Genomic DNA, 22,298 nt, shown 5'->3' on the forward strand with positions numbered 1-22,298 from the left:
GAACGACATGAACCCAAAAGAAAATTACCTGCACGAGTTCTTCAGGATTTTCTTCGCCAACAAGCAAACGGTGAAGCGCATCTTCCTGACCTTTGCAGTGATCGCCCTGCTCCTGCCATTGCTGCTCAAACAGAGCTTCGATATCACTGCGCAGGTGATCGTGCAGTCGAAAAAACTCTCTCAGGGCGATGCGACGACCTCGCTGACCCAGGACAACGCCACGTTCATTCCGCCATCGCTGGCGGACATGGAAACCGAAAGCAATATCCTCCGTTCGCCGGCGCTGATTCGCCAGACCGTCAGCGAACTGCGCGACAACGGTCAGTACAACCCGCCACCGGGGTTGCTCAGCAAGCTGACCGGCGAACCGTTCAAGCGTTACGTCAGCACGCCACTGCGCGAATATGTGATCAATCCGCTGCGTGACGCGCTGGGCATGGAAACCGATCCGGTGCGCGACACGGCACTGGACGGCTTGACCCAGGACGCCATCGATAATCTGAAGATCGAAACCCTGCCGGGTTCCAATGTCATCTCGATCGTCTACAGCTTCCCTGATCCTGTTCAAGGCACGGCGTTTGTCGCCGCATTGCTGCAAAACTATCTGGTCGATCGTCAGGCGTTGCAATCGATCGAGCTGCCGCAGTCGTTCTACGAGACCAAGAAGCATCAATATCAGGTGCGACTCGATGGTCTGGAGGGCGCGCGGCTGAGCCTGTTGGAAAAGGTCGGTTCGTCCGATCCGAAAGAGGAAATCACCTTTCGCCTCAATGCGATCAACACCGAAGAGCAGGCACTCAATCTGTATCGTGATCGCTTGCTGCAAAGCCAGCGCTGGCTCGATTACCTGAAATCCAGCCTGGCCGCCGCCAACACCAACAAACTCAATGACTACACCTTTCCATTTACCTTCACGACTACGGTGGACAACATCGCGTTCGAGGACCGCGAGATCCGCCAGATGGGCGAGCAACTGACCACGCAGGTCAGCCGCTACATGAACGACCTGGCGGTATTCCAGCCCGGCAGCGAACCGATGTTGCTGGCCCGCGAGCAAATCGCGCGCACACGCCAGCAGTTCCTCAAGGTGGTCAATAACCGCATCCAGGAACGCACGATCGACCTGTCGGTGGTCAGCCAGGTCATCGAGCAGAAAACCGCGCGCATTGCCGAGTTCAAGAATCGCATCCATCAATTGCAGCAAACCCAGAGCAAGCTGCGCCAGATGGACACCGAAATCGGCGCGTTACACGCAGCGTTTTCGACCTATGCACAACGCTTCGCTGAAAGCAGCACGACGCGCGCGCTGGACAATGACTTGTCCAATGCCCGCGTACTGAGTCCACCGTTTGAACCAACTGCGGCGGCTTTTCCCAAACCGCTGCTGATCATTCCGTTCGGGCTGTTCACTGGACTGTTGCTGGCAATTGCCTTCGTTTATGTGCGTGAGTTCTTCGATCACCGCTTCAAGCATCCGGCGCAAATCAGCCATGAACTGGGCCTGCCGGTACTGTTGGTGCTCAACGAAGAAACGCCGCAGATTGGCAATCCGCATAAACACTGGACCATGCCACGCCTGGTTCACTGGGTGCGCAATTGAACGCGGCGTCCACCCCGTGCGCCGCGCTGCCGATCATTCATTTGCTCAGCAGCGGCGGCTTCTATGGGGCCGAGCGGATGTTGCTGGATCATTGCCAGGCGACGTCGGGGCAGCACCAAGTGCTGTTTCTCGACGCCCCGGCAGAATTGATCGAGCGCTTTCGCAACGCCGGGGTGGACGCTCGCGGCTGTGCCGGGCTCGGCCGGCTGCTGCGGCATTTGCATCAGCGCCGTGGTGATCGGCCGTTGCTCAACACACACAACTTCAAAGGGCTGTTGTTTGGCTGGATCGGCGCAACGCTGTTGCGCCTGCCGCTGGTAATCACCCAGCACGGTTTCACTCCGCGCAGTCGCAAGCAGAAGTTTTACACCTGGTTGAGCCTGCAACTGTGCCGCACGGCGTCAGTCAAGCGAGTGGTCTGCGTGGCGCAAAGCATTGCCACGCTGCACCTTAAGGCCAGCGTGCGGGCAGAGAAGTTGCAGGTCATTCCCAACGGTTTGCCAACAGCGTCGGCCCTCCAGCCGGCGACAGACCGGCAACGCTGGCTGGCCGGTTACGTCGGTCGGTTGAGCAGCGAAAAAGGCCCGGATCTGTTTCTCGATGCGCTGATTGCCCTGTGTCACCAGCACCCGCAACTGGACGCGGTGATGCTCGGTGACGGCCCGGAACGTGAGGCGTTGCAGGCGCGCATCGACGCTGCCGGTTTACAAGAGCGGATTCGCTTGCCCGGCTATCAGACCGCGATGCAAGGCTGGTGGCAGCAACTTGATGCGCTGGTGATCAGCTCGCGCACCGAGGGCACACCGATGATTTTGCTCGAAGCGATGCAGGCCGGCGTGCCGGTGGTGGCGTTCGCGGTCGGTGGCATTCCCGACGTCTTGCAGGACCGCCACAACGGCCTGCTCGCGGCGCCGAACGACACCACCGCCCTCGCCCGCCAACTCGACACCTTGCTGGCCGAACCGAAGCTGGCTGCGCAGTTGCGCGACAACGCCAGACGCACACAACAGGAGCGCTACGACCTCAAGGCTTTGGCCGAACGCTGGTCGCAGCTGTACATCCACACGGCACGGGAGGCACGCGCATGATTTTCCCGCTCTCGATCGTCAGTCTGCTGGCACTGGTCTGCCTGGCTTTACTGGTCAGTCCTTATCCGTTTCTGGCCCCGGGGGCGGTGCTGGGGCTGCTGGGTTTCACGGTGCTGTATCGCAAACCGTCGTGGGGCCTGTTGGGCATTGCCGCCCTGGTGCCGTTTGAAGGATTTTTCAAGGACACAGCGTTTTCCGGGAGCAAATTGATCGGTGTTTCGCTGGCCCTGATTCTGGCGTTGCAACTGGCACTGCATCAGCTTCCATCGCAGCGTCTGCGCAGCAACCTGTGGCGCTACCTGATCGGCTTCATGGCCCTGTACCTGCTGAGCCTGCTCGCCAGCGACAACCTGGGCATGTCGCAAACGCATCTGCGTGAACTGAGCGTGGGCCTGATCCTGTTCGTGATCACCTTGCTGGTCGGTCGTGAATTGAATCTGGATCTGTTCGCCCGACTGGTCACTCTCAGCGTCAGCGCGACCTGCGCGATGGCGATGTTTTCCAGCCGATTCCAGGACAAGGGCCGCGCCGCCGGCCTGCTCGAAGACCCCAACGCGTTTGCCCTGCTGATCGCCTTCGCCGTGCCGCTGGGCCTGCTGCTGGTGATTCGCAGCCCGAACCTGCTGCACCGTTTGTTTTGGGCGGCCTGCTGCCTGTTGTTGCTCGGCGGCATGACCAAAACCGAGTCGCGCTCAGGGCTGGTAGTACTGGCCTTGAGTCTGGCCATCGGTGTCTGGCATTACCGTCAGCAGCTCACCCACATCCGCCCCCGGCATTTCGGCTTCGCCATGCTCGGTGCGGCGATCATCCTTCCCCTGGCGATCTACGCAATGCCGGCCGGCTATCTGGCCCGCATTCAGTCGCTGAGTATCTTGAGCGCCGGCGCCAAGGCCCAGGACGCCTCCCTCGGCCGTCGCGCCTCGTACATTGTCGTCGGCAGCCAGATCATCCGCGAACATCCGCTGCTCGGCTCCGGCCCCGGCACCTTCCCTTTGCACTACGCAACCACCGGTTATGCCAAGGCGTTTTCGGCCAACCGCAAGATCGGCGATCTGTATCGCCGGGCCCATAACACCTATCTGGAGATTTTCAGCGAACTGGGTATTCCCGCCGGACTGCTGTTTGTTGGCCTGCTTGGACAGGGCTTCTTCAACCTGATCCGCGCACGAAGCGCGTGGTTGCAGCGGCGCGAATGGCAGCAGGCGGATTTGATCACCCATCTAGGAATGAGTTTTCTCTCATTGACGCTGTTCCTGATGTTCCTCAGCGCGCCGAACCTGAAATACCTGTGGATCATGCTTGCGTTGACCTGGGTGCTGCGCCTGAAAGCCGAGCAGGCAGCGCTGACGGAGGCCAGGGCATGAGCCAGATCAGCATTGTCATTCCGATGTACAACGAGGCGCGGCACATCGGCCGCACCCTGCTGGCCGCTCGCAAAGCCGCGAACGCCGCCGACATGGACTGCGAATTGATCGTCGTCGACAACGGGTCCACGGACGACGGACCACAGATTGCCCGCGCATTCGGCGCTCGGGTGCTGGTGCTGCCCGGCCTGCTGATCGGCGCTTTGCGCAATCGCGGCGCAGCGATTGCCAGCCACGAATGGCTGGCCTTCATCGATGCCGATATCGAAATGCCCGAGGACTGGCTGCTCGCTTTGTTCGCGCTTGAGAGGGAGGCTCTGGGCGATGTGTTCGGCCTCGACCTGCACACCCCGGCCGCCGCCCCGTGGTACGCCAGCGCCTGGCAGCGACGCAACCTGCGGCCATCGCGCAACGTCAGCCGTAGCGTGCAATGGCTGCCCAGCGCCAACCTGTTGATGCGCAGGCGCTGGTTCGACGAGGTCGGTGGTTTCAACGAAAGCCTGCGCACCGGTGAGGACAAGGAATACACCCTGCGTCTGCACAAACACGGCGCCCGCCTGCTGTCGGTCAACCGAAGCATCGCCCTGCACTGGGGTTATGAAATGACTTGGCGCGAATGGGTCGGCAAGGAACTGTGGCGTCAGGGCAGTCACCTGCAATTGCTGCGCACCCACGGTATGAGCCTGCGTCTGCTGCGTTTTCCGCTGCTGTCAGTGCTGGTGTGGTTGCTCGATGCGCTGGCCATCCTTGCGTTGCTCACGGGCTACGCCCATCAGGCGTTGATGCTGCTGATGCTGGGCCTGCTGCCGAGTCTGTTGCTCAGCGTGCGGCAAAGCATTCGCCAGCATAACGTCAGCCTGACGTTGCAACTCTGGGGCCTGCACTGGGTGCGTCTGCACCTGGCCAGCGCGGCATTGGTGCTCGGTCTGTGTCATTGGAACGCCAGGAGGCCTGCCCGTGGCTGAACTCATTTTTTGCCTGTGCCTGTTGCTGCCGATGTATGCCTACATCGGCTATCCGCTGCTGCTGACTTTGCTGGCCCCGCTGTTCCCGGCCTGGCGACATGACCCGGCGCCGCCGCTGAATGTCAGCATCGTCATCGCCGCGCACAACGAGGCACGACACATCGAGCACAAGTTGCGCACGCTGCTCGCCCAGGATTATCAAGCGGCCGCACTGCAAATCATTCTTGCCAGTGACGGTTCGACCGATGACACCGTGGCCTGCGCGCACAAGATCGTCGATTCGCGCATTACTGTGCTCGACCTGCCGCGCCAGGGCAAAGCCGCCACGCTGAATGCCGGCGTCGCTGTGAGCACCGCGGACATTCTGGTCTTCACCGATGCCGACAACCAATGGTCGCGCGACACCCTCGGCCACTTGCTCGCGCCGTTGAGCGATCCGCAGGTCGGGGCCTGCGCCGGGCACATGGTGATCCCGGTCACCGGTGGCGGCCTGAGCATCGGCGACAGCCTCTATCGGCATTACGAAGGCTGGTTGCGCCGGGTCGAGAATCGCACCGGCTGCATGGTCTCCGCCGATGGCGCCCTGCTCGCCTTGCGCCGCGAGTTGTTCCAGAACGTGCCGGCCGAGGTCAACGACGATTTCTTTATCAGTACCTGCGCGCCGGTGGCGCACAAACGCATCGTCTACGTGCCCCAGGCCCAGGTGATCGACCAGGGCGTCGACGAAGCGGACAAGCAGTGGCGTCGCCGCCAGCGGGTCACGGTCGGTGGCCTGCAGAGCCTGGCGCAACGCAGTGAACTGCTAAATCCATTCAAGCACGGCCTGTATTCGATCGCGTTGATCAGCCACAAACTGATCCGTCGACTGGCGCCGATACTCCTGCTGCCGCTGCTGTTGAGCAATTTCTGGCTGTGGAACGAGCACGGTTTTTATCGCTTGAGCCTTATCGGGCAATTGACCGGTTACTCGATTGCCATCGCCGGCCTGCTGGATTCGCAACACCGTTTGCCCAAACCGTTTCGCCTCGCGGCATTCCTGCTGGTGACACTGGCCGGCATGAGCGCGGGCCTGTGGCAGTTCCTGCGCGGGCAGCGGTACGCACAATGGAATCCCGACCAGAATCGTTGAGAGGACGCATGCCATGGCGATCAAACAGCTGATAAAACGCACCAGCGGTTGGCTCTATCTCAACTCATCCGTGGGGCGCAACCAGTTGCACGGCGCGGGCGTGATCCTGATGCTGCACCGCGTGCTGGCCAATGACCGCGCCGCCAACCTGCCGCACCGCAATGAGCTGTGCGTCGGCCCGCAGGCGTTCGAACACCTGCTGATGTGGCTGCGCAAGCATTTCGATTGCGTGCCGCTGATGGAACTGCTCCAGCCCAACGCCCTGCGCACCGAACGCCCGCAAGTGGCGCTGACCTTTGATGACGGCTGGCGGGACAACGCGGTGCACGCCTATCCGCTGCTGCAAAAACACCAAGTGCCGGCGAGCGTTTTTCTTTCTACTGATTTTATTGGCAGCCGGCAGCGCTTCTGGTGGGAAAGCGTTGGCGAAACGCTGTGGGGCAGTCATGGCGACAAGGCGCGGATGCACCTGATCGAATACCTGCGCATCACCGGTCACCCGCTGCCGGTGCTGCTCGACGATATCGACGTCGACCGGCGCAGCCTGGCGTTGCTGCATTATCTGCAAGGGTTAAAAAGCCTCGACCCGCAGGAACTTGAACGTCTGACCGATGAGTGTCCGCCGGAGTCGTTGCCGCAAGCGCTGGACTGGCATCAGGTGCGCGCCATGGAAGCCTCCGGTCTGGTGCGTTTCGGCCCACACGGCGCCAGTCATGCGATCCTCACCGGACTGGACGACGTGCGTCTGCACGAAGAAATCAGCCGTAGCCGCGATGCCTTGCACAACGGCTGCAATCGTCCCTTGCCGGTGTATTGCTACCCCAACGGCGATAACGATCAGCGGGTCCGCGAGCAGGTCGCCAACCACGATTATCCGTTTGCGCTTGGCACGGCCACCGGACTTTATCGCGGCGCCGGCGATCCTCTGAACCTGCCGCGCTTCGGCGTCAGCCAACGCACCGCGCGCAATCCGGAGCTGCTGTCGTTACGGATCTTTCGCGGGGCACGGCCATGAGTCGCGGCAGCTACCTCAGGCATCTGGCGCTGAGCATGGGCACCAAACTGGCAATGATCGCCCTGCGCCTGCTGCGCAATGTGTTGCTGGCGCGGATTCTCGGCCCCAGCGAACGCGGGTTGTTCGCCCTGCTCAGCACCCTGCCGGATCTGATCAGTGCGGCCACCAGCGGCGGCTTGAATTCGGCAGTCGGTTATCAAGCGGCCAACCAGCGGCCGATGGGTTTGTTGCTCGCTCAGGTGTTGGTGTTTGGCTGTCTGCTGGCCGGGCTGCTGACATTGCTGGTGGTCGCGCTGGCGCGAGAATTTGGCAGTGAACTCGATGTCACGATGCAGCTCGGTCTGCTGGCGTGGCTGTTGCTGCTGGCGGTACCGCTGACGGTTCTCAAAAGCGGCCTGCTGACCTTGCACAACGCGTCGGGCGGCGTGGTCGCGTTCAATGTCTTGCGTCTGATCGAATCGCTGGCGCCGCTGCTGCTGTTTGTTGCGCTGTTCTGGATGTGGAAAGAAGCGGCACTCGAAGCCGCACTGATCAGTTGGCTGGCCGGTATCAGTTTGGTGGTGCTGGTGGGCTGGATGTGGCTCAAACGCGCACAACCACTGCAACTGCAATGGGACCGTGCGAGCCAGAACGAGCTGCTGCGATTCAGTGCGCGCAGCCATCCGGACCTGCTGTTTCAACAGGTCATTCTGCGCTCCGACTATTTGTTTATCGGCGCCCTGTTGGGCAGCACTGCGCTCGGCCATTACGCCATGGCCAGTGCCGCCGCTGAACTGCTGCTGATCGTTCCGGAAGCGGTCACCACACCGCTGATGAAGCGCCTGCTGCAACAGGACAAAGGCATGGACAAGGTCACTCCGCTGGCGCTGCGCCTGACCGCCACAGTGATGCTCGGCGCCTGCGTCACCATGGCGCTGATCGGCGAATGGCTGATCGTGACCCTGTTCGGCGTCGCCTACCAACCGGCTTATCCAGCGCTGCTGGCATTGCTGCCGGGGCTGCTGGGCCTGTGCTACGCAAGCATTCTGCGCCTAGACCTGATCGGCAAGAATCGCCCGGCGACCGTCTCGCTGATGATGGGCGTGGGCGCGTTGCTCAATCTGGGGCTGAACCTGCTGCTCATCCCGAGCCACGGCATCGTCGGCGCAGCGGCGGCGTCTTCGATTGCTTATCTGGCAGTGACCCTGGCGATGCTGGTGCTTTATTGCAGACTGAGCGGCGTGCCGTTCTGGCACACGCTGTTCATCCTGCCCGGTGACATCGCTCCGATGTGGCTGATGCTACACCGCAGGAAAGCCGCATGAAGCGCCTGGCCCTGCTGCTCGGACTGGGCATGACGCTGCACGCCTTCGCGGCGCCCATGCAGTGGGGCGAGATCCGCGACGGCAGCCTGTATCTGCGAGCCGATCGCCCGGATACCGTCACCGTGCGCTGGGTTCCGGCGTGGCAGGCTGACGCCAATGAAGAGCATATCTATCTGCTCGACGGTCAGGGCCGTTTGCAGGGCGAACGGTCGATCAAAGCCAGTGAAACCCACGGTTCGCAGCGCTGGCCTTTGGTGCCGGGGGCTGCCAGTTATCGCCTGGAGATTCCCGGCTACAGTTTCCGCAGTTACCGCGTCGAGCATGACGATAAGACCGTGGCGCTGTTCAGTCCCGCCAAAGTGCATTTCAGTGTCGAAACCCGCAATGGCGATGAGCTGTTTTTCAAGGTGGCACCGGGCGAACACGCGGTGCTGAACGGCAAATACCATGGCGGCGTCAACGCACTGCAAGCACAGCGCGTGGACGATGGACAACAGCTGTCGCTGGCCCTCAAGCCCCACCGTGCCTATTGGCAATTCGATCAAGTGGCCTTGCCGGTCAGCGACCGCGAACAGACGTGGCGGTTGCGCCTGCTGGGCAGCGGCAAAGCGGCGTTCTGGCTCGACGGCACGGCCAACCTGTTTGCGCAGAATCCCGAGCACCTCCAGCCATTGCATGAAGAACCGGGCCAGACTCGCCTGACCCTGCACACCAAGGTGCTCGGACGCACGCCGGATCTGGGCATTGCCCTGCCCAATCTCATGCCGCCCGCGACCAGTCATGCTGCACTGGATGCCTTGAAACCGAGTGCGGCGAGTTATTACAGCTACGTTGACGTCACTTCGAAAAATGCCCGTTTCGAAGACCCGGTTCGCAAGCTCTATCAGACTCGCTTTGGCATCCGCCAGGACATCACCCTGCTCGCCGGCACCGGGCGTCGGGCCGATTTGCGCGCCGATGTGCAAAGCAGCAACGGCCTTGAAGCCTGGCTCGCCAGCACTCGCGCACTGGGTGGCCAAGGCACGCATTACATCGGCTTTGCCGACGAGCCGAACCTCAATTATTCGAGCTACGAAGATTATCGGGCGATTTTTGCCAGCATGGCCCGCCAGGTGCGCAGCGATCCGGCCAATGCCAAGGCCGGGGTGCGTATCGCCATGCCTGCCAGCTCACGCTTGGTCAACGGGCCGTTCACTCGCAACGCGGCGGGCAAACGCGGGATCGACTGGGCCCGGCAACTGCTCAACGAATCCGCCGATCAGGTCGACGCATTGGCCTGGCACGAATGGATGGTGCGCGACTTGCTCGCGACCCGGGTCTACCGCGACAGCGTGCGCCGTGCCGCCGAGCTGGTCGGTCTCGACAGTCAGGGTCAACCGCGCAAGGCCTTGCTGCTGGACCAGACCAACCTGTCCAGCGGCTCCAGCCTTAGCCCCTACGATCAGGAAACCCATTACGCCGCGCTGTGGTGGGCCTCGGTCGTCATCAATGCTTCTCAGGACGGCTTGTTGACCATGCTCAATTGGTTTCAGGCAGCCGATGAGCCGCCGTATGCCAAGGGCATGGTGCGGATTCTGGACAACGGCCGCGTCGAGCTGAAACCGGTGGGCCTTGCCCAGCAATTCATCGCTCGGCACTGGCTGCCGCACGTGCTGCAACTGGATAACGACGCTTTCGAAGTGGATGTGCTGGCGATGGCCAGCGGCGAGCAGCGCACGTTGCTCGGGGTGAACAAAGGCACACGCCTGCAACGCGTTGATCTGAGCGGCGCCCAGTGCCCGCTTAACCAAGGCGCCCTGCGTTTCTTCGGCGCCGACAATCGCAGCCGCGACGTACCGTTTGCCTGCGAAAACGGCCGCCTGCGTTTCCAATTGCCAGGGCAAACCCTGTTTGCCCTGGACTGGAGCGCTTCATGAACCGGCCTGCGCTGTTCTGCCCCGCGAACCGGTTGCTGTGCGTGGCACCCTCATCAGGAGAAAGAACCATGGAAGTTTTGCAAAAACTCCGCGGACATATCCGTCGAAAAGGTCTGCGAGCGACCTTGGCGAAGATCCGCAGAATGTACCTTTTTGCCCATCAGGAACTGCTGTGGATGCAGCGCGACCTGGTCAGCCCGGTACCGCCGCACAGCCTCAAACCTTACCCGCCACTGCGTGTGATGAAAATCACTGCAGACAACGCCAGCGCCTTTACTCGTTACTTCGGCGACCGCGTCGGCGTCATGGCCGAGCTGGCCGATGACGGGCACACCGGGCATATGCATGTCGACGAGCACGGTGATGCCGTGGCGTTTATCTGGGGCACGCCGCACGACTATTTTGATCGGCATTACTACGGCTGCCGGTTCCCGGTAAAACCCGGCGAGTTTTTCGAGTTCGGTGGCGAACTGGCCCGCGCCTACTGGGGCACAGAGTTGTCGGTGGACCTGCAATTGCAATTGTGGAAAGCCATGGCCACTCAGGGTTGCAGCACAGTGGTCGATGTCTGTGACTCGAGCAACATCCCGGCGCTCAAGCTGCACCTGCGCATGGGCTATACCGAACAACAGCGGATCATGAATATCTACACGCTGTTCGGCCGCTGGCGCTTCTATCGCGAAACCCGCTACAGCGGTTCACGCCTCGAAGCGCTGCGTAAACCCTCCCGTCCACCTGTCACAGCCACGGCGACCTGAACCTATGGCGATGCGATTCGAATGGCGCACGTCCCTGTGCACCGCCGACTTTCCGGCAACCGCGTACGAAGCGTTGCGCCTGCGCGTGACCGACCACACGCCGTTCAACAACCTTGGCTGGATGTGCGCGGCAGAGCAGGCCTTGGGCGAGGACCAGCGCCTGCAGATTCTGCTCGGTTGGGATGCAGAGGCATTACGCCTGTGCCTGCCACTGGTGTCCAGCCGCGAACGCTTCGCTGGCCTGCCCTTTCGCGTCTTGCATCACTTGGGTTATCCGCTGGCCGATCGCTTGGCCCTGCTGTCGCTGCTCGGCGGCGAGGACATGCGCGCTGCGCTGGTGCTGATCCGCCAGCGCCTGCCCCATGCGCTGCTGCAACTCAATGAACTGTCGGAACCTGCCGGTGAAGAAAGTGCCCTCACCGAATGGATGGCGCGTAGCTCCACTGCTGAGCGGCGCCTGAGTTGCCGAGTGCCGGTGCATCTGATCAGCGAAACCGACCATCAGGAAGTTTGCGGCGATCCGCGCTACAAACTGCGTCGGGCGCGCAAACGGATTGCCGCGTGCGGCGCCCAGGTACGGCGAATCACCCCCGATGCGCTTTCGATGCCGACGGTTCTACAGGCGCTGCAGGAAGTCGAGTCGGTCAGTTGGAAAGGTGACGAGGGCGTCGGGATTTTCGCCACCGAACGCAGCCGTCAGTGGATGGCGAGCGCTTTCACCGCCCTCGCCGCTCAAGGCCTGGTGCGGGTCGTGACGCTGGAGCTGGACGATCGCTGCATCAGCTATCGGCTGGGCCTGCTCGAGCAGGGTCGACTCTACGACTACAACCTTGCGTTCCTGCCGCAGCATGCCGATCTGGGCAGCGGTCGGGTGCTGCTGGAGGAGTGGATTCGCTGGGGCCTGGACGAGCAATGGCGCTGGATCGATGCGTCGCGGGTCAGCCTGGATAACTCCAGCCATCAACTGCACGAGCGCATGACCGGCCAGATCGAACAATGGCGCTGGAGCTTCTATTCATGGCGCCCCAGTGGCTTGCTGCTGGGCCTTGGGCTGCGTCTTTGGCACTACGTCAAACCGGTCCTGCAAAAAAGGCGCGCACAGCGTGCCGGCAACCCGGCGGCGGCACATACATCCGAAACTCAACCGGCAACATCATCCACCACACCTGGGCCAGCGCCTCGGAGAGCATCATGAACGTCATCGAAGAATTGCTTCTGCGCATCAAACAAAAAGGTCTGCGCCGCACCCTTGGCGCGCTGTGGAAACGCTACGTATTCGCTCACCGTGAATTGCTCTGGATGGAGCGCGATCTGGTCACGCCGATTGCCCCACACAATCTGCGCCCATGTGAAGGGTTACACCGAGTCGACATCACTGAGGAAAATACCGAGGCCTTCAGCAAGTATTTTGGTGACCGTGTGCGGACCATGGCCGAGCTGGCCGCTGAAGGGCATACCGGGCACATGTACCTGGACCAGGACGGTCACACGGTCGGGTTCGTCTGGGCCAGCGATCGCGACTATTTCGACCGCCACTTCTATCGCTGCACGTTCGCGGTCCAGCCCGGTGAATACTTCCAGTTCGGTGGCGAAATTGCCCGGCCCTATTTTGGCTGCAGCCTGACCGTCGATGCACAGACCGCACTGTGGCAAGTCATGGCTGGCCGAGGCTTCAAGAAAGTGGTGGATGTCTGCGACAGCGCCAATATCCAGGCCCTGAAGATGCATGTGCGCCTGGGCTATCAAGAGCAAGGGCGGATTACCCACGTTTACGACCTGTTCGGGCACTGGCGCTTCTTCCGCGAAACGCGCTACAACGAGTCAAGGCTGGAGGCGCTGCGCAAGCCGCAAAGACCGGTAGCGACGGCGGCGGCGCAGGCTTGATTCAGACTGGATATTTGAGGCGGTTTTGATACCGCCATCGCGAGCAGGCTCGCTCCCACACTGGATAGTCGCCTTACACCTATCCATTGTAGGAGTGAGCCTGCTCGCGATGAGGCCAGTAGCTGCACCGCAACTCTCACAATCGATTGGCTTCTTGCCTACAGCCACTGACGACACTTCCAACATCCAGTAAAGACTTGGCCGACTGTTTATCCGTATCTACTTGGATACAGTCGACTAATGACTTATCTTATCCAGCAAACTGCAACCTTCCAGGCTTGGCACCGCTCGATCCGAGACCTGCGAGCCAAAGTGGCCATCGCGCGTCGTATTGATCGAGCCTCAACAGGTAATCTCGGCGACGCCAAATCGGTCGGTGATGGAGTTTCTGAGATGCGTCTGGACGTAGGCGCGGGCTACCGAGTGTATTTCACCATCCGCAACGGTGCAGTAATTGTTCTGCTGGCCGGAGGCGATAAATCCTCACAAAGCGCAGACATCCGACGCGCACAAAAAATGGCAAAGGAGGTTTAACCATGAGCCAGACTTTGACGAATTTCGACATGGTCGCGCTGCTGGACAGTGACGAAGCCATCAGCGAATACCTGTCTCAGGTGCTAGCAGACGGAGACAGCGAAGAGTTCCTTCGCGCGATCGGTTACGTGCTCAGGGCCCGAGGCATGACGCAGATAGCCAAAAACTCAGGCATGGGCCGCGAGAGTTTGTACAAAGCATTCGCTCCCGGAGCGAAGCCGAGATTTGACACAGTGTTGAAGGTGATTCATGCGCTGGGCATCGATCTTTGTGCGCAGCCGGGGCATGGGATCAATCACTCCGTATCCTGAAATGGCTGCGGCGACCTGTAGGCCGCCTTCGCGAGCAGGCTCGCTCCCACACTGGATAGTCGCCTTACACCTATCCATTGTAGGAGTGAGCCTGCTCGCGATGAGGCCAGCAGCTGCACCGACAAACTTCAGGTCTTACTGGCAATCAGGGTAAAGCACATCGGCATCTGCGCCTCCCGATTCAGGTAGCGGTCATACACTTCTTCGCGATTCGAATGCGCATATTCCTGAAAATGCACAATGTTCAGCCCCGCGCCAATGGCGCCGCTGAAGATCGCCCCGAGCGTATGCACGAACCAATAGGACTTGGCCGCCGGCTGCTCAACCTTGCCGACATAGACAATCGGCTCTTGCTGCACAAACGGCTCGGCACGGAAGTACGAGCTGACGAGGCGGTAGGGATCTTCAGCCTGCGGGTCGACCATCTCCAGAAACGGATGGGTCTCGTAGATCACCAGCTTGCCGCCCGGCTTCAGCACTTGTGCGACATGGCGGAAAAATTCGCCGATGTCAGGCATCCAGTTCAGCACGCCGATGGTAATCAACGCGACGTCGAAGCGGCCATGCAATGAAGCAGGCAGATGATGGATATCGCTTTCGATGAATTCGGTGTTGTGCGGCGAGCGGCTGTTCAGCTCGCGGGCCTGTTCGAGAAACGCAGCGGATTGATCCACGCCGACGACACTGCGCGCACCGAGCGCGAACAGCGACAGGCTTTCACGGCCGTTGTTGCAGCCCAGTTGAATCACGTCCTTGCCGTCGACTTCCAGCAAGCCGCGCAACGTGTCGTCGAAGCAGGAAAAATCCGCCTGCGCAACGTCGCTGAGCAATACCTGCCAATCCGGTGAATCCTGATGATGGCGGGCGGAATCGTTCCACGCCTGTCGATTGCTGTCGATGGCGGTTTGGGGGTTGGGCACTTCCATGGCGCACTCCGGTGAGGCTCTTGATTGAGCGACGTGAGTCTAGAACGGATCCGGAGTTGCGGTTGTTGCGATGTTGTAAGCCCACCGCACGGAGCCCGCCAACGAGTCCTACAGAAAAAGAAAGGCATTTTGGCAACCGCGAATGTTTTCCTACATCTTCCGTCGGTTGGCCGTCGGACGCGCTCAGTCTAGGATTTGTCGGAACAACCAGATACCGATGGAGTTCGACAAACGTGCAATTCATCCAGACAACGACGACAGCAATCCCTGTACCGAATAGACTGCCAGGCATTGATCCCGGAGGCACTATGGACAGCAAAATCTTCCCCGCTGATTCAGAGTTTGAAAGCGAAGAGCAGGCTGCCAGTCATGATCGCTGGCTGCGAGCCAAAGTGCAGGCGTCAAGAGATGACCCACGTCCGAGCTTCGCGCATGACGAAGTGATGGCGCAAATGCATGCGTTGATCGAGTCCATGCGAAAAAAGGCCGATGCAGATTAAATGGCGGCCCGAAGCCAAGGCCGATCTATCGAACATCCTCAGATACATTGGCGAGAGAAACTTTACAGCCGCAGTGAGTCTCTCGAAATCCATTGAAGAATCCACAACCTCACTCTCTGTTCATCCCCGTCTCTACCGTAAAGGTCGTTCTCCCGGCACTCGGGAAATCGTTGTACATCCTAATTACGTGGTGATTTATGAAGTGACGGACCGAATCGAGATTCTGAGCGTTTTGCATACTCGACAGGAATATCCATAACGGCGTCGCTGGAAAAAACGGTGTGACGTTCGCTCGTTCGATAACACACCGCTTGCCTGAGAAGCCGCACGATCAAAGATTCACGTGACTCTGATTAAGCCGTTCACGCAGAAACTCCACCAGCGCCTGCACCGGCCTTGAGGCCTGACGATGCTGCGGATAAACCGCCGACAGGGTCAGCGGTTCCGGGCGTAGATCATCCAGCACCGGCACCAGCCGTCCGTCTTTCAGCGCCGCGCCGACGATAAACGTCGGCAGATAGGTAATCCCCATCCCTTGCACCGCCGCGTCCCGCAGCAATTCGCCGTTATTCACGCGCATGCGTCCGGTGACGTTGACCAGCACCGGTTTGCCCGGCCCTTCGTTAAAGCGCCATTGCACCGAGCGCCCATGGCCGTAAGGCAGGCAGTCGTGGCTGTGCAAGTCTTCAGGCTTGAGCGGTGTACCGCGTTCGGCGAGGTACGCCGGGCTGGCGCAATAGACCCGCTCGATGCTGGCGAGGCGCCGAGCGATCAGCGTCGAGTCTTCCAGCACTCCGATGCGCAGGGCCAGGTCGTAGCCCTCGCCAAGCAGGTCGACCGGTCGATCGCTCAGGTCCACCTCGACGGTGACCTCGCGATAACGCTGCAGAAACAGCGGCAACAGGCACCCCAGATGCGCGACGGCAAACGACAGCGGCGCGCTCAGGCGAATTGTCCCGCGTGGCTCGGCGGTCTCGCCGGCGATGCCCTGCTCGACCTGTTCCACCTCGCCAAGCAAACGCAGCGCCGATTCGTAATAGCTCTGCCCCAGCGGCGTGACGTCGAGGCGACGTGTCGAGCGATTCAATAAACGCACACCGAGGCGTTCTTCCAGTTGCATCAAGCGACGGCTGACGAATTGCTTGGACAGACCCAACTGGTCGGCAGCGGCGGTGAAACTGCCGGAGTCCATGACCTGGCAAAAAATACGCATGTCTTCGAACGGGTTCATTGTCGCTCTCTGGTGGACAGTTAAACGCTTTATAGCTGCTTTTTCGCTTTTCAGCAGCCCATTAATCTGTGCTCACGGTTTGAAAACAACCCTGCACAGGTAGGAGCTGCCGGAGGCTGCCATCTGATCGTTCCCACGCTCTGCGTCGACTCATCTGAACTGAGGCGACGCCCTGTGGCGAGGGAGCTTGCTCGCGCTTGAGGGCGCAGCACTCACAAAATCTTCGCGGCATGGATGATTTTGGGGCTGCTGCGCAACCCGGCGGGAGCAAGCTCCCTCGCCACAAATGCCCTTCGCCAATACTTATGTAACGCCGGAGATTGTCATGACCTTTTTCCTCACCCACCTGCTGTCCTGGAGCGCCGTCCTGCTCCTGCTTGACGCCGCACTCTGGCATTTCTCGCCCTTCACCCATCGCGCACCGCGAGTCGGCGTACGTCTGGCGCTGTTTCTGGCATTCAGCGCGCTGGTGATCAACGCCGGTGTCAGCCCGTTGCAGGCACCGCTGTTCGCCGATGATCGCGTGGCACAACTGGGCGCGACGGCGTTGGGGATTCTCTGGTGGTTGTACGCCGCAAGGGTGCTGACCGAAGTGATCGGCCTGGCGCTGATGCGCCGCATCGGTCACAGCGGTCGTCTGTTGCAGGACGTGATTGGCGCGTTGGTGTTTCTGGTCGCCATCGTCGCGGCGGCCGGCTACGTGCTGGAACTGCCGGTCAAAGGGTTGCTGGCAACGTCCGGTGTGGTCGCGATCGTTGTCGGTCTGGCGCTGCAAAGCACCTTGGCCGATGTGTTTTCCGGCATCGTCCTCAACACCACCAAGCCCTATCAGGTAGACGATCTGGTGATGATCGACGGCGTCGAAGGCAAGGTCTTCGATATCGACTGGCGCGCCACCCACCTGCTGACCAGCGCCGGGACCATGGCCGTGGTGCCGAACTCGGTTGCGGCCAAGGCGAAAATCGTAAATCTTAGCCGGCCGAGCAACATGCACGGCGTGTCGATCAGCATCCAGATGCCGAACCATATCCGTCCGCGTCGGGTGCTCGATGCGCTTGATCGGACCTTGCAGGGCAGCAGTTCGCTGTTGCTCAGTCCCGCGCCGAAAGCAGTGCTCAAAGAGGCCGGCGAAACCATGTCCGAGTACGTTGCCAGCGGTTTTATCGCCGAGCTGGGCAAGAAAAGCGAAGTGCGCAATCAGCTGTTCGACCTCGCCCACCGTCATCTCGAAGCGGCGGGGATTTCGCGACATCCCGACGGCGTCATCGAACCGTCGAGCCGCGCCCGCGCGTTGCTGGATGAAGTGAAGATTTTCCGTTCGTTGAGCAGCGAAGAACGCGACCGCCTCGCCGAGTCGATGGTTGCGCAGCAGTACACGGCGGGCCAGGTGGTGCTGGGTCTGGACGAGGTGCCGGACAGCCTGTTCGTGATTGCCACGGGTGTGGTCAGCGCGACGGTGCCGGACGGTAATGACCAGACCGAGGCCGGGCGCATGGGCCCGAGCGAAGTCATGGGTGAGCAAAGCATCCTCGCCGATACACCGTCCCAGGCGACGTTCACGGCGCTGACGTCGAGCATCATCTATCGCCTCGACAAACAGTTGACCCGTGAGTGCATGGACAAGCGCAGCGAAGTCGGCCGGGCCTTGAACAAACTGCAGGCGGTGCGTCAGCAGAACAGTCGCCTCGCGTTGATGGCCAAACCGGTGGCGGTGAAGAAAGGCGGTTTTTTGGGGTGGCTGCAAAAACGCTAACCCACCCCTTTGCAAACGCCAAAACCTGTGGTGAGGGAGCTTGCTCCCGCCGGGTTGCGCAGCAGCCCCAACATCGTCCATGCCGCGAAGATTTTGTGAGTGCTGCGCACTCAAGCGGGAGCAAGCTCCCTCGCCACAGGGGATCGTTGGCTGCCCCTCGTTCAGTTGCACTGAGAATGCCCGCAAACGAGCGGGCACTTTCAGTTCAACTTATTACTTGGCAGTGAACTTGGTATAGCTGTTGATCAGGTTGCGATAGTTCGGCAGACGCTCGGACAGCAGATGCGCCAGACCTTCCATGTCGTTGCGCCAGTCGCCCTGCAGCTCGCACGCCACGGCGAACCAGTTCATCAAATGTGCACCGGCAGCCGACATCCGCGCCCAAGCTGCTTGCTGCACGGTAGTGTTGAACGTGCCCGACGAGTCAGTCACCACAAACACTTCGAAGCCTTCAGCAATCGCCGACAGGGTCGGGAATGCCACGCAGACATCAGTCACTACGCCAGCGATGATCAGTTGCTTGCGGCCGGTGGCCTTGATTGCTTTGACGAAGTCTTCGTTGTCCCAGGCATTGATCTGGCCTGGACGCTGAATGAACGGTGCGTCCGGGAATTGCTCGAGCAGCTCAGGCACGATCGGGCCGTTGGGACCGGCATCGAAGCTGGTGGTCAGGATGGTTGGCAGCTTGAAGAACTTGGCGATGTCGCCCAGTGCCAGCACGTTGTTCTTGAACTCGTTCGGCGAGAAATCCTGCACCAGCGAGATCAGACCGGTCTGGTGATCGACCAGCAGTACGACGGCATCATCTTTGTTCAAACGCTTGTAAGGAACGCTCATGGCAAAACTCCTGGAGGGATGGTTGTTGCGGGAAGCGCCGGCCCCGCTGGCCGACGCTTTTTTCAAACTCAAAACGCGAAGCAGGAACAGCCGAACGCGCCCCAGAAACCAGCGAAGTCGCTGACCGGCGCGTTCGACATCCGCGCCTTTTCATGGCTGTGGGTATGCACGGCACACGGCCCGCTGCACTGGTGAACCTGCGCCTGTAGCGGCGAGTTCGGGCGCCAGTGGCCCGGGACCTTGACCACCGGCGACCAATCCGGCAGCACCGGAATCGAGCGCGGACCGAGGTCTTCGAAGTCACCCGCGGCGTAAACGATCTTGCCGCCCACCACAGTCATGACCGATTCGATCCACTTGATCGCTTCTTCCTCAACGCTGAAGAAGTCCGCGCTCAGCGCCGCCATATCTGCCAACTGGCCGACGCGGATCTGGCCCTTCTTGCCCTGCTCCGAGGAGAACCAGGCGCTGCCGTGGGTGAACAACTCCAGCGCGGTGGCGCGTGGCAAACCTTCCTCGTACAGGGCCAGACCGCCGACGGTGCGGCCGCTGACCATCCAGTACAGCGAAGTCCACGGGTTGTAGCTGGAGACGCGGGTGGCGTCGGTGCCGGCGCCGACCGGCACGCCTTCGGCAAGCATGCGCTTGATCGGCGGCGTGGCTTCGGCGGCTTGCTTGCCGTAACGATCGACGAAGTATTCGCCCTGGAACGCCATGCGGTCCTGAATCGCGATGCCGCCGCCCAGCGCTTTCACCCGCTCGATATTTTGCGGGGTGATGGTTTCAGCGTGGTCGAAGAACCATGGCAAGCCGTTGAACGGAATGTCACGGTTGACCTTCTCGAACACGTCGAGCATGCGGCTGATCGATTCGTTGTACGTGGCGTGCAGACGGAACGGCCAGCGTTGCTCGACCAGGTGGCGCACCACCGGCTCCAGCTCTTGTTCCATGGTCTGCGGCAGATCCGGGCGCGGTTCGAGGAAGTCTTCGAAGTCGGCGGCGGAGAACACCAGCATCTCGCCCGCGCCGTTGTGGCGCAGGAAGTCGTCGCCCTGGTGCAACTTGACGCTACCGGTCCAGTTCTGGAAATCGGTCAGCTCTTCTTTCGGCTTCTGGGTGAACAGGTTGTAGGCGATGCGTACGGTCAACTGGTCGTCTTTGGCCAGTTGCTCGATCACTTGGTAATCGTCCGGGTAGTTCTGGAAACCACCGCCGGCATCGATCGCACTGGTCAGGCCGAGGCGATTGAGTTCGCGCATGAACTGGCGGGTCGAGTTGACCTGGTATTCCAGCGGCAGCTTCGGCCCCTTGGCCAGGGTCGAGTAGAGGATCATCGCGTTCGGCCGCGCAACCAGCATGCCGGTCGGGTTGCCGTTACTGTCGCGAACGATCTCGCCGCCCGGCGGGTTCGGCGTGTCGCGGGTGTAGCCGGCCACGCGCAAAGCAGCGCGGTTGAGCAAGGCGCGGTCATACAGGTGCAGGATGAACACCGGGGTGTCCGGCGCGGCCTGGTTGATTTCCTCAAGGGTCGGCATGCGTTTTTCGGCGAACTGGAATTCGTTCCAGCCACCGACCACGCGCACCCACTGCGGCGTCGGTGTGCGATCGGCCTGATCCTTGAGCATGCGCAGTGCATCGGCCAGCGACGGCACGCCTTCCCAGCGCAGTTCGAGGTTGTAGTTCAAGCCGCCACGAATCAGGTGCAAGTGCGAGTCGTTGAGGCCGGGAATGACGCAGCGGCCTTTCATGTCGACCACCTGCGTGGCGCTGCCTTTAAGGGCCATGGCCTCGGCATCGTTACCGACGGCGACGAAGCGCCCGTCCTTGATCGCCACGGCGCTGGCCAGTGGTTTTTCGCGGTCTACGGTATGAAATTGGCCATTGAATAAAATCAGATCGGCGCTCATCGCAGTTCCTCAAGCAAAAGTAAAAAAGTCAGCAAACCTCACGCTCAACGCGGCGAGGTTTCTTGGGAATCGAGGTGTTCATGGGCCTGGCTGGCTTCCAGCCATGGGGTGAACAAACGCGTGACTGGCGGCATCACTACGTAGACCACCGAAAGCACGATGGTCAGGGTGATCAGGAACGTCGCGACCACGTAGTTGGACAGCAGCGGATGCAGCGCCAGCAACGGTCCCCAGATCAGCGGCACCAGCAAGGTATGCGGCAAAATCACCAGCAGGGTGACGACAGCCTGCTTCCAGCGCGGCGGTGGCGAGCCGGCTTCGGCCAGCGGGGTGAACCAGAATTCATTGACCGGCGCGACTTCGGTCTGATCACCATCCGCCAGCATCGGCGCGGCTTCGGCGACCAGTGCCTGACGCTCCGATGATTCCAGCCAGCCTTGCATCGCTTCGGTGGAGCTGAAGCGCAGCACGCAGGTGTAAAAATCCAGACGCCCGCGCTTGCCGCGCACCACGTCCACGCCCAGATGCCCTTCACGCTGCCCGGCGACGCGCACGATATTGCGCAGCCACGCTTCATAGGCCGACTCGAAACCGGCCTTGACCGAGTGTTTGATGATCAACGTGACAGTCTCATCGGCCCCCGGTGCTTGTTGATTCAGGACTTCAGGCATAACGCAGCACTCCGGGCAAACGAACAGGAATCGCCAGCCGTCCGGGCCCGGCGATCAATACAGTGGTGAAGAGGATCAACAGCAGCCAGCCGAACTGCCCTTCGGCCACACTCCATTGCGGATGCACAACCAGCAACGCAACCAGCAGCACAAAGAGAATAGGCAAGCAGGCCAGACGCGCCAGAACCCCGGCAACGATCAGCAGCGGACAGAGGACTTCGGCGAAGATCGCCAGAATCAGGGTGAGGTGCGCACCGAGGTGAAACGGGTCTTCGATCAGTTGCAGTTGCGCCGTGAAGTCCAGCAGCTTGGGCAAGCCGTGCACCCACAACAGAAACAACCCGCCGCTGACCCGCAGGAACAGCAACCCGACGTCGCGCGCCTGTTCATCCCTCGAAGCAATCATGACCCGACCCTTTGAATGTCATTGACGGGAATCATGCCAAGGCCGCGGCGCGAGAAATTGGATGGGTGTGCTTAGTTGATTGCAGGCCACCGACAGTCTGCAGATGGCCACAAAAACAGGTAGAAGCGGCAGGCCCCCAATCAGCAGACCGCCACAAAACAGTGTGGGAGCGGGCTTGCCCGCGAAGGCGTCAGGACAG

At 60.9% G+C, this 22,298-nt stretch carries 22 protein-coding genes; 16 read left to right on the plus strand and 6 right to left on the minus strand.

The features are described from left to right. The first annotated feature begins 7 nt into the window (after positions 1-7). From HU739_RS07360 to HU739_RS07420, 13 genes are all read left to right on the plus strand, one after another. Positions 8-1,600 (plus strand): GumC family protein, encoded by a 1,593-nt coding sequence (locus HU739_RS07360; RefSeq protein ID WP_186551983.1) that lies wholly within the window; start codon positions 8-10, stop codon positions 1,598-1,600. After that, positions 1,597-2,688 carry a glycosyltransferase family 4 protein gene (locus HU739_RS07365; protein ID WP_186551984.1) on the plus strand — a complete coding sequence of 364 codons (1,092 nt, stop codon included), beginning with the start codon at positions 1,597-1,599 and terminating at the stop codon, positions 2,686-2,688. The genes HU739_RS07360 and HU739_RS07365 overlap by 4 nt, the downstream gene beginning before the upstream one ends. After that, complete coding sequence (locus HU739_RS07370) at positions 2,685-4,052, plus strand: O-antigen ligase family protein (protein WP_186551985.1); 1,368 nt, start codon at positions 2,685-2,687, stop codon at positions 4,050-4,052. Before HU739_RS07365 ends, HU739_RS07370 begins: the two co-directional genes overlap by 4 nt. Continuing rightward, positions 4,049-5,017: a glycosyltransferase gene (locus HU739_RS07375; RefSeq protein WP_186551986.1), complete on the plus strand. Its 969-nt coding sequence runs from the start codon at positions 4,049-4,051 to the stop codon at positions 5,015-5,017. Before HU739_RS07370 ends, HU739_RS07375 begins: the two co-directional genes overlap by 4 nt. Next, entirely contained in the window at positions 5,010-6,146 is a 1,137-nt protein-coding gene (locus HU739_RS07380) for a glycosyltransferase (protein WP_186551987.1), read from the plus strand. The genes HU739_RS07375 and HU739_RS07380 overlap by 8 nt, the downstream gene beginning before the upstream one ends. A 13-nt stretch (positions 6,147-6,159) precedes the next feature. Next, positions 6,160-7,161, plus strand: a complete 1,002-nt coding sequence (locus HU739_RS07385) for a polysaccharide deacetylase family protein (protein WP_186551988.1) — start codon at positions 6,160-6,162, stop codon at positions 7,159-7,161. After that, positions 7,158-8,465, plus strand: a complete 1,308-nt coding sequence (locus tag HU739_RS07390) for an oligosaccharide flippase family protein (protein ID WP_186551989.1) — start codon at positions 7,158-7,160, stop codon at positions 8,463-8,465. Before HU739_RS07385 ends, HU739_RS07390 begins: the two co-directional genes overlap by 4 nt. After that, complete coding sequence (locus HU739_RS07395; protein WP_186551990.1) at positions 8,462-10,381, plus strand: hypothetical protein; 1,920 nt, start codon at positions 8,462-8,464, stop codon at positions 10,379-10,381. Before HU739_RS07390 ends, HU739_RS07395 begins: the two co-directional genes overlap by 4 nt. A gap of 68 nt (positions 10,382-10,449) precedes the next feature. Further along, a complete protein-coding gene (locus tag HU739_RS07400) occupies positions 10,450-11,139 on the plus strand; it encodes a GNAT family N-acetyltransferase (protein WP_186551991.1) in 690 nt (229 codons plus the stop codon). A gap of 4 nt (positions 11,140-11,143) precedes the next feature. Continuing rightward, positions 11,144-12,334 carry a GNAT family N-acetyltransferase gene (locus tag HU739_RS07405; protein ID WP_186551992.1) on the plus strand — a complete coding sequence of 397 codons (1,191 nt, stop codon included), beginning with the start codon at positions 11,144-11,146 and terminating at the stop codon, positions 12,332-12,334. After that, positions 12,331-13,023, plus strand: coding sequence for a GNAT family N-acetyltransferase (locus HU739_RS07410; protein WP_186551993.1), 693 nt, complete (start codon positions 12,331-12,333; stop codon positions 13,021-13,023). Before HU739_RS07405 ends, HU739_RS07410 begins: the two co-directional genes overlap by 4 nt. A 240-nt stretch (positions 13,024-13,263) precedes the next feature. Further along, positions 13,264-13,557 carry a type II toxin-antitoxin system RelE/ParE family toxin gene (locus tag HU739_RS07415; RefSeq protein ID WP_186552580.1) on the plus strand — a complete coding sequence of 98 codons (294 nt, stop codon included), beginning with the start codon at positions 13,264-13,266 and terminating at the stop codon, positions 13,555-13,557. A 2-nt stretch (positions 13,558-13,559) separates the two neighbouring features. Continuing rightward, positions 13,560-13,868 (plus strand): addiction module antidote protein, encoded by a 309-nt coding sequence (locus tag HU739_RS07420; RefSeq protein ID WP_186552581.1) that lies wholly within the window; start codon positions 13,560-13,562, stop codon positions 13,866-13,868. A 128-nt stretch (positions 13,869-13,996) separates the two neighbouring features. On the opposite strand, the gene HU739_RS07425 is transcribed toward HU739_RS07420, so the two are convergent. Beyond that, positions 13,997-14,794, minus strand: coding sequence for a class I SAM-dependent methyltransferase (locus HU739_RS07425; protein WP_186552582.1), 798 nt, complete (start codon positions 14,792-14,794; stop codon positions 13,997-13,999). A gap of 308 nt (positions 14,795-15,102) precedes the next feature. On the opposite strand from HU739_RS07425, the gene relB reads away from it, so the two are divergent. Both relB and HU739_RS07435 read left to right on the plus strand, forming a co-directional pair. Continuing rightward, the gene (gene relB, locus HU739_RS07430) at positions 15,103-15,294 is read left to right on the plus strand and encodes a type II toxin-antitoxin system RelB family antitoxin (RefSeq protein WP_186552583.1); all 192 of its coding nucleotides are present in this window, start codon (positions 15,103-15,105) and stop codon (positions 15,292-15,294) included. Next, positions 15,284-15,553 carry a type II toxin-antitoxin system RelE/ParE family toxin gene (locus tag HU739_RS07435; RefSeq protein WP_186552584.1) on the plus strand — a complete coding sequence of 90 codons (270 nt, stop codon included), beginning with the start codon at positions 15,284-15,286 and terminating at the stop codon, positions 15,551-15,553. Before relB ends, HU739_RS07435 begins: the two co-directional genes overlap by 11 nt. 72 nt (positions 15,554-15,625) lie before the next feature. On the opposite strand, the gene HU739_RS07440 is transcribed toward HU739_RS07435, so the two are convergent. Then, complete coding sequence (locus HU739_RS07440) at positions 15,626-16,525, minus strand: LysR family transcriptional regulator (RefSeq protein WP_186552585.1); 900 nt, start codon at positions 16,523-16,525, stop codon at positions 15,626-15,628. 325 nt (positions 16,526-16,850) lie between these two features. On the opposite strand from HU739_RS07440, the gene HU739_RS07445 reads away from it, so the two are divergent. Continuing rightward, complete coding sequence (locus HU739_RS07445) at positions 16,851-18,278, plus strand: mechanosensitive ion channel family protein (protein WP_186552586.1); 1,428 nt, start codon at positions 16,851-16,853, stop codon at positions 18,276-18,278. 213 nt (positions 18,279-18,491) lie between these two features. On the opposite strand, the gene ycaC is transcribed toward HU739_RS07445, so the two are convergent. The 4 genes from ycaC to HU739_RS07465 all read right to left on the minus strand — a co-directional run bounded on the left by ycaC (position 18,492) and on the right by HU739_RS07465 (position 22,099). After that, positions 18,492-19,115, minus strand: coding sequence for an isochorismate family cysteine hydrolase YcaC (gene ycaC / locus HU739_RS07450; RefSeq protein ID WP_016774080.1), 624 nt, complete (start codon positions 19,113-19,115; stop codon positions 18,492-18,494). Between the two features lie 68 nt (positions 19,116-19,183). Then, on the minus strand, positions 19,184-21,022 hold the full coding sequence (locus tag HU739_RS07455) for an amidohydrolase (protein ID WP_186552587.1): 1,839 nt from the start codon (positions 21,020-21,022) through the stop codon (positions 19,184-19,186). Between the two features lie 44 nt (positions 21,023-21,066). Next, positions 21,067-21,693 (minus strand): antibiotic biosynthesis monooxygenase, encoded by a 627-nt coding sequence (locus HU739_RS07460; RefSeq protein ID WP_186552588.1) that lies wholly within the window; start codon positions 21,691-21,693, stop codon positions 21,067-21,069. Then, positions 21,686-22,099 (minus strand): DoxX family protein, encoded by a 414-nt coding sequence (locus HU739_RS07465; RefSeq protein WP_186552589.1) that lies wholly within the window; start codon positions 22,097-22,099, stop codon positions 21,686-21,688. The genes HU739_RS07460 and HU739_RS07465 overlap by 8 nt, the downstream gene beginning before the upstream one ends. Positions 22,100-22,298 lie beyond the last annotated feature (199 nt).

It is taken from the genome of Pseudomonas hamedanensis (genome assembly GCF_014268595.2).
GTDB lineage: Bacteria > Pseudomonadota > Gammaproteobacteria > Pseudomonadales > Pseudomonadaceae > Aquipseudomonas > Aquipseudomonas hamedanensis.

Bases quoted from the DNA above. Each gene is read 5' to 3' on its own strand.
- HU739_RS07415 (WP_186552580.1), top strand. From the start codon at position 13,264: ATGACTTATCTTATCCAGCAAACTGCAACCTTCCAGGCTTGGCACCGC.
- HU739_RS07440 (WP_186552585.1), bottom strand. From the start codon at position 16,525: ATGAACCCGTTCGAAGACATGCGTATTTTTTGCCAGGTCATGGACTCC.
- HU739_RS07360 (WP_186551983.1), top strand. From the start codon at position 8: ATGAACCCAAAAGAAAATTACCTGCACGAGTTCTTCAGGATTTTCTTC.
- HU739_RS07395 (WP_186551990.1), top strand. From the start codon at position 8,462: ATGAAGCGCCTGGCCCTGCTGCTCGGACTGGGCATGACGCTGCACGCC.
- HU739_RS07425 (WP_186552582.1), bottom strand. From the start codon at position 14,794: ATGGAAGTGCCCAACCCCCAAACCGCCATCGACAGCAATCGACAGGCG.
- HU739_RS07410 (WP_186551993.1), top strand. From the start codon at position 12,331: ATGAACGTCATCGAAGAATTGCTTCTGCGCATCAAACAAAAAGGTCTG.
- HU739_RS07420 (WP_186552581.1), top strand. From the start codon at position 13,560: ATGAGCCAGACTTTGACGAATTTCGACATGGTCGCGCTGCTGGACAGT.
- HU739_RS07370 (WP_186551985.1), top strand. From the start codon at position 2,685: ATGATTTTCCCGCTCTCGATCGTCAGTCTGCTGGCACTGGTCTGCCTG.
- HU739_RS07465 (WP_186552589.1), bottom strand. From the start codon at position 22,099: ATGATTGCTTCGAGGGATGAACAGGCGCGCGACGTCGGGTTGCTGTTC.
- HU739_RS07445 (WP_186552586.1), top strand. From the start codon at position 16,851: ATGACCTTTTTCCTCACCCACCTGCTGTCCTGGAGCGCCGTCCTGCTC.
- HU739_RS07460 (WP_186552588.1), bottom strand. From the start codon at position 21,693: ATGCCTGAAGTCCTGAATCAACAAGCACCGGGGGCCGATGAGACTGTC.
- ycaC (WP_016774080.1), bottom strand. From the start codon at position 19,115: ATGAGCGTTCCTTACAAGCGTTTGAACAAAGATGATGCCGTCGTACTG.
- HU739_RS07405 (WP_186551992.1), top strand. From the start codon at position 11,144: ATGGCGATGCGATTCGAATGGCGCACGTCCCTGTGCACCGCCGACTTT.
- relB (WP_186552583.1), top strand. From the start codon at position 15,103: ATGGACAGCAAAATCTTCCCCGCTGATTCAGAGTTTGAAAGCGAAGAG.
- HU739_RS07385 (WP_186551988.1), top strand. From the start codon at position 6,160: ATGGCGATCAAACAGCTGATAAAACGCACCAGCGGTTGGCTCTATCTC.
- HU739_RS07390 (WP_186551989.1), top strand. From the start codon at position 7,158: ATGAGTCGCGGCAGCTACCTCAGGCATCTGGCGCTGAGCATGGGCACC.
- HU739_RS07435 (WP_186552584.1), top strand. From the start codon at position 15,284: ATGCAGATTAAATGGCGGCCCGAAGCCAAGGCCGATCTATCGAACATC.
- HU739_RS07455 (WP_186552587.1), bottom strand. From the start codon at position 21,022: ATGAGCGCCGATCTGATTTTATTCAATGGCCAATTTCATACCGTAGAC.
- HU739_RS07375 (WP_186551986.1), top strand. From the start codon at position 4,049: ATGAGCCAGATCAGCATTGTCATTCCGATGTACAACGAGGCGCGGCAC.
- HU739_RS07400 (WP_186551991.1), top strand. From the start codon at position 10,450: ATGGAAGTTTTGCAAAAACTCCGCGGACATATCCGTCGAAAAGGTCTG.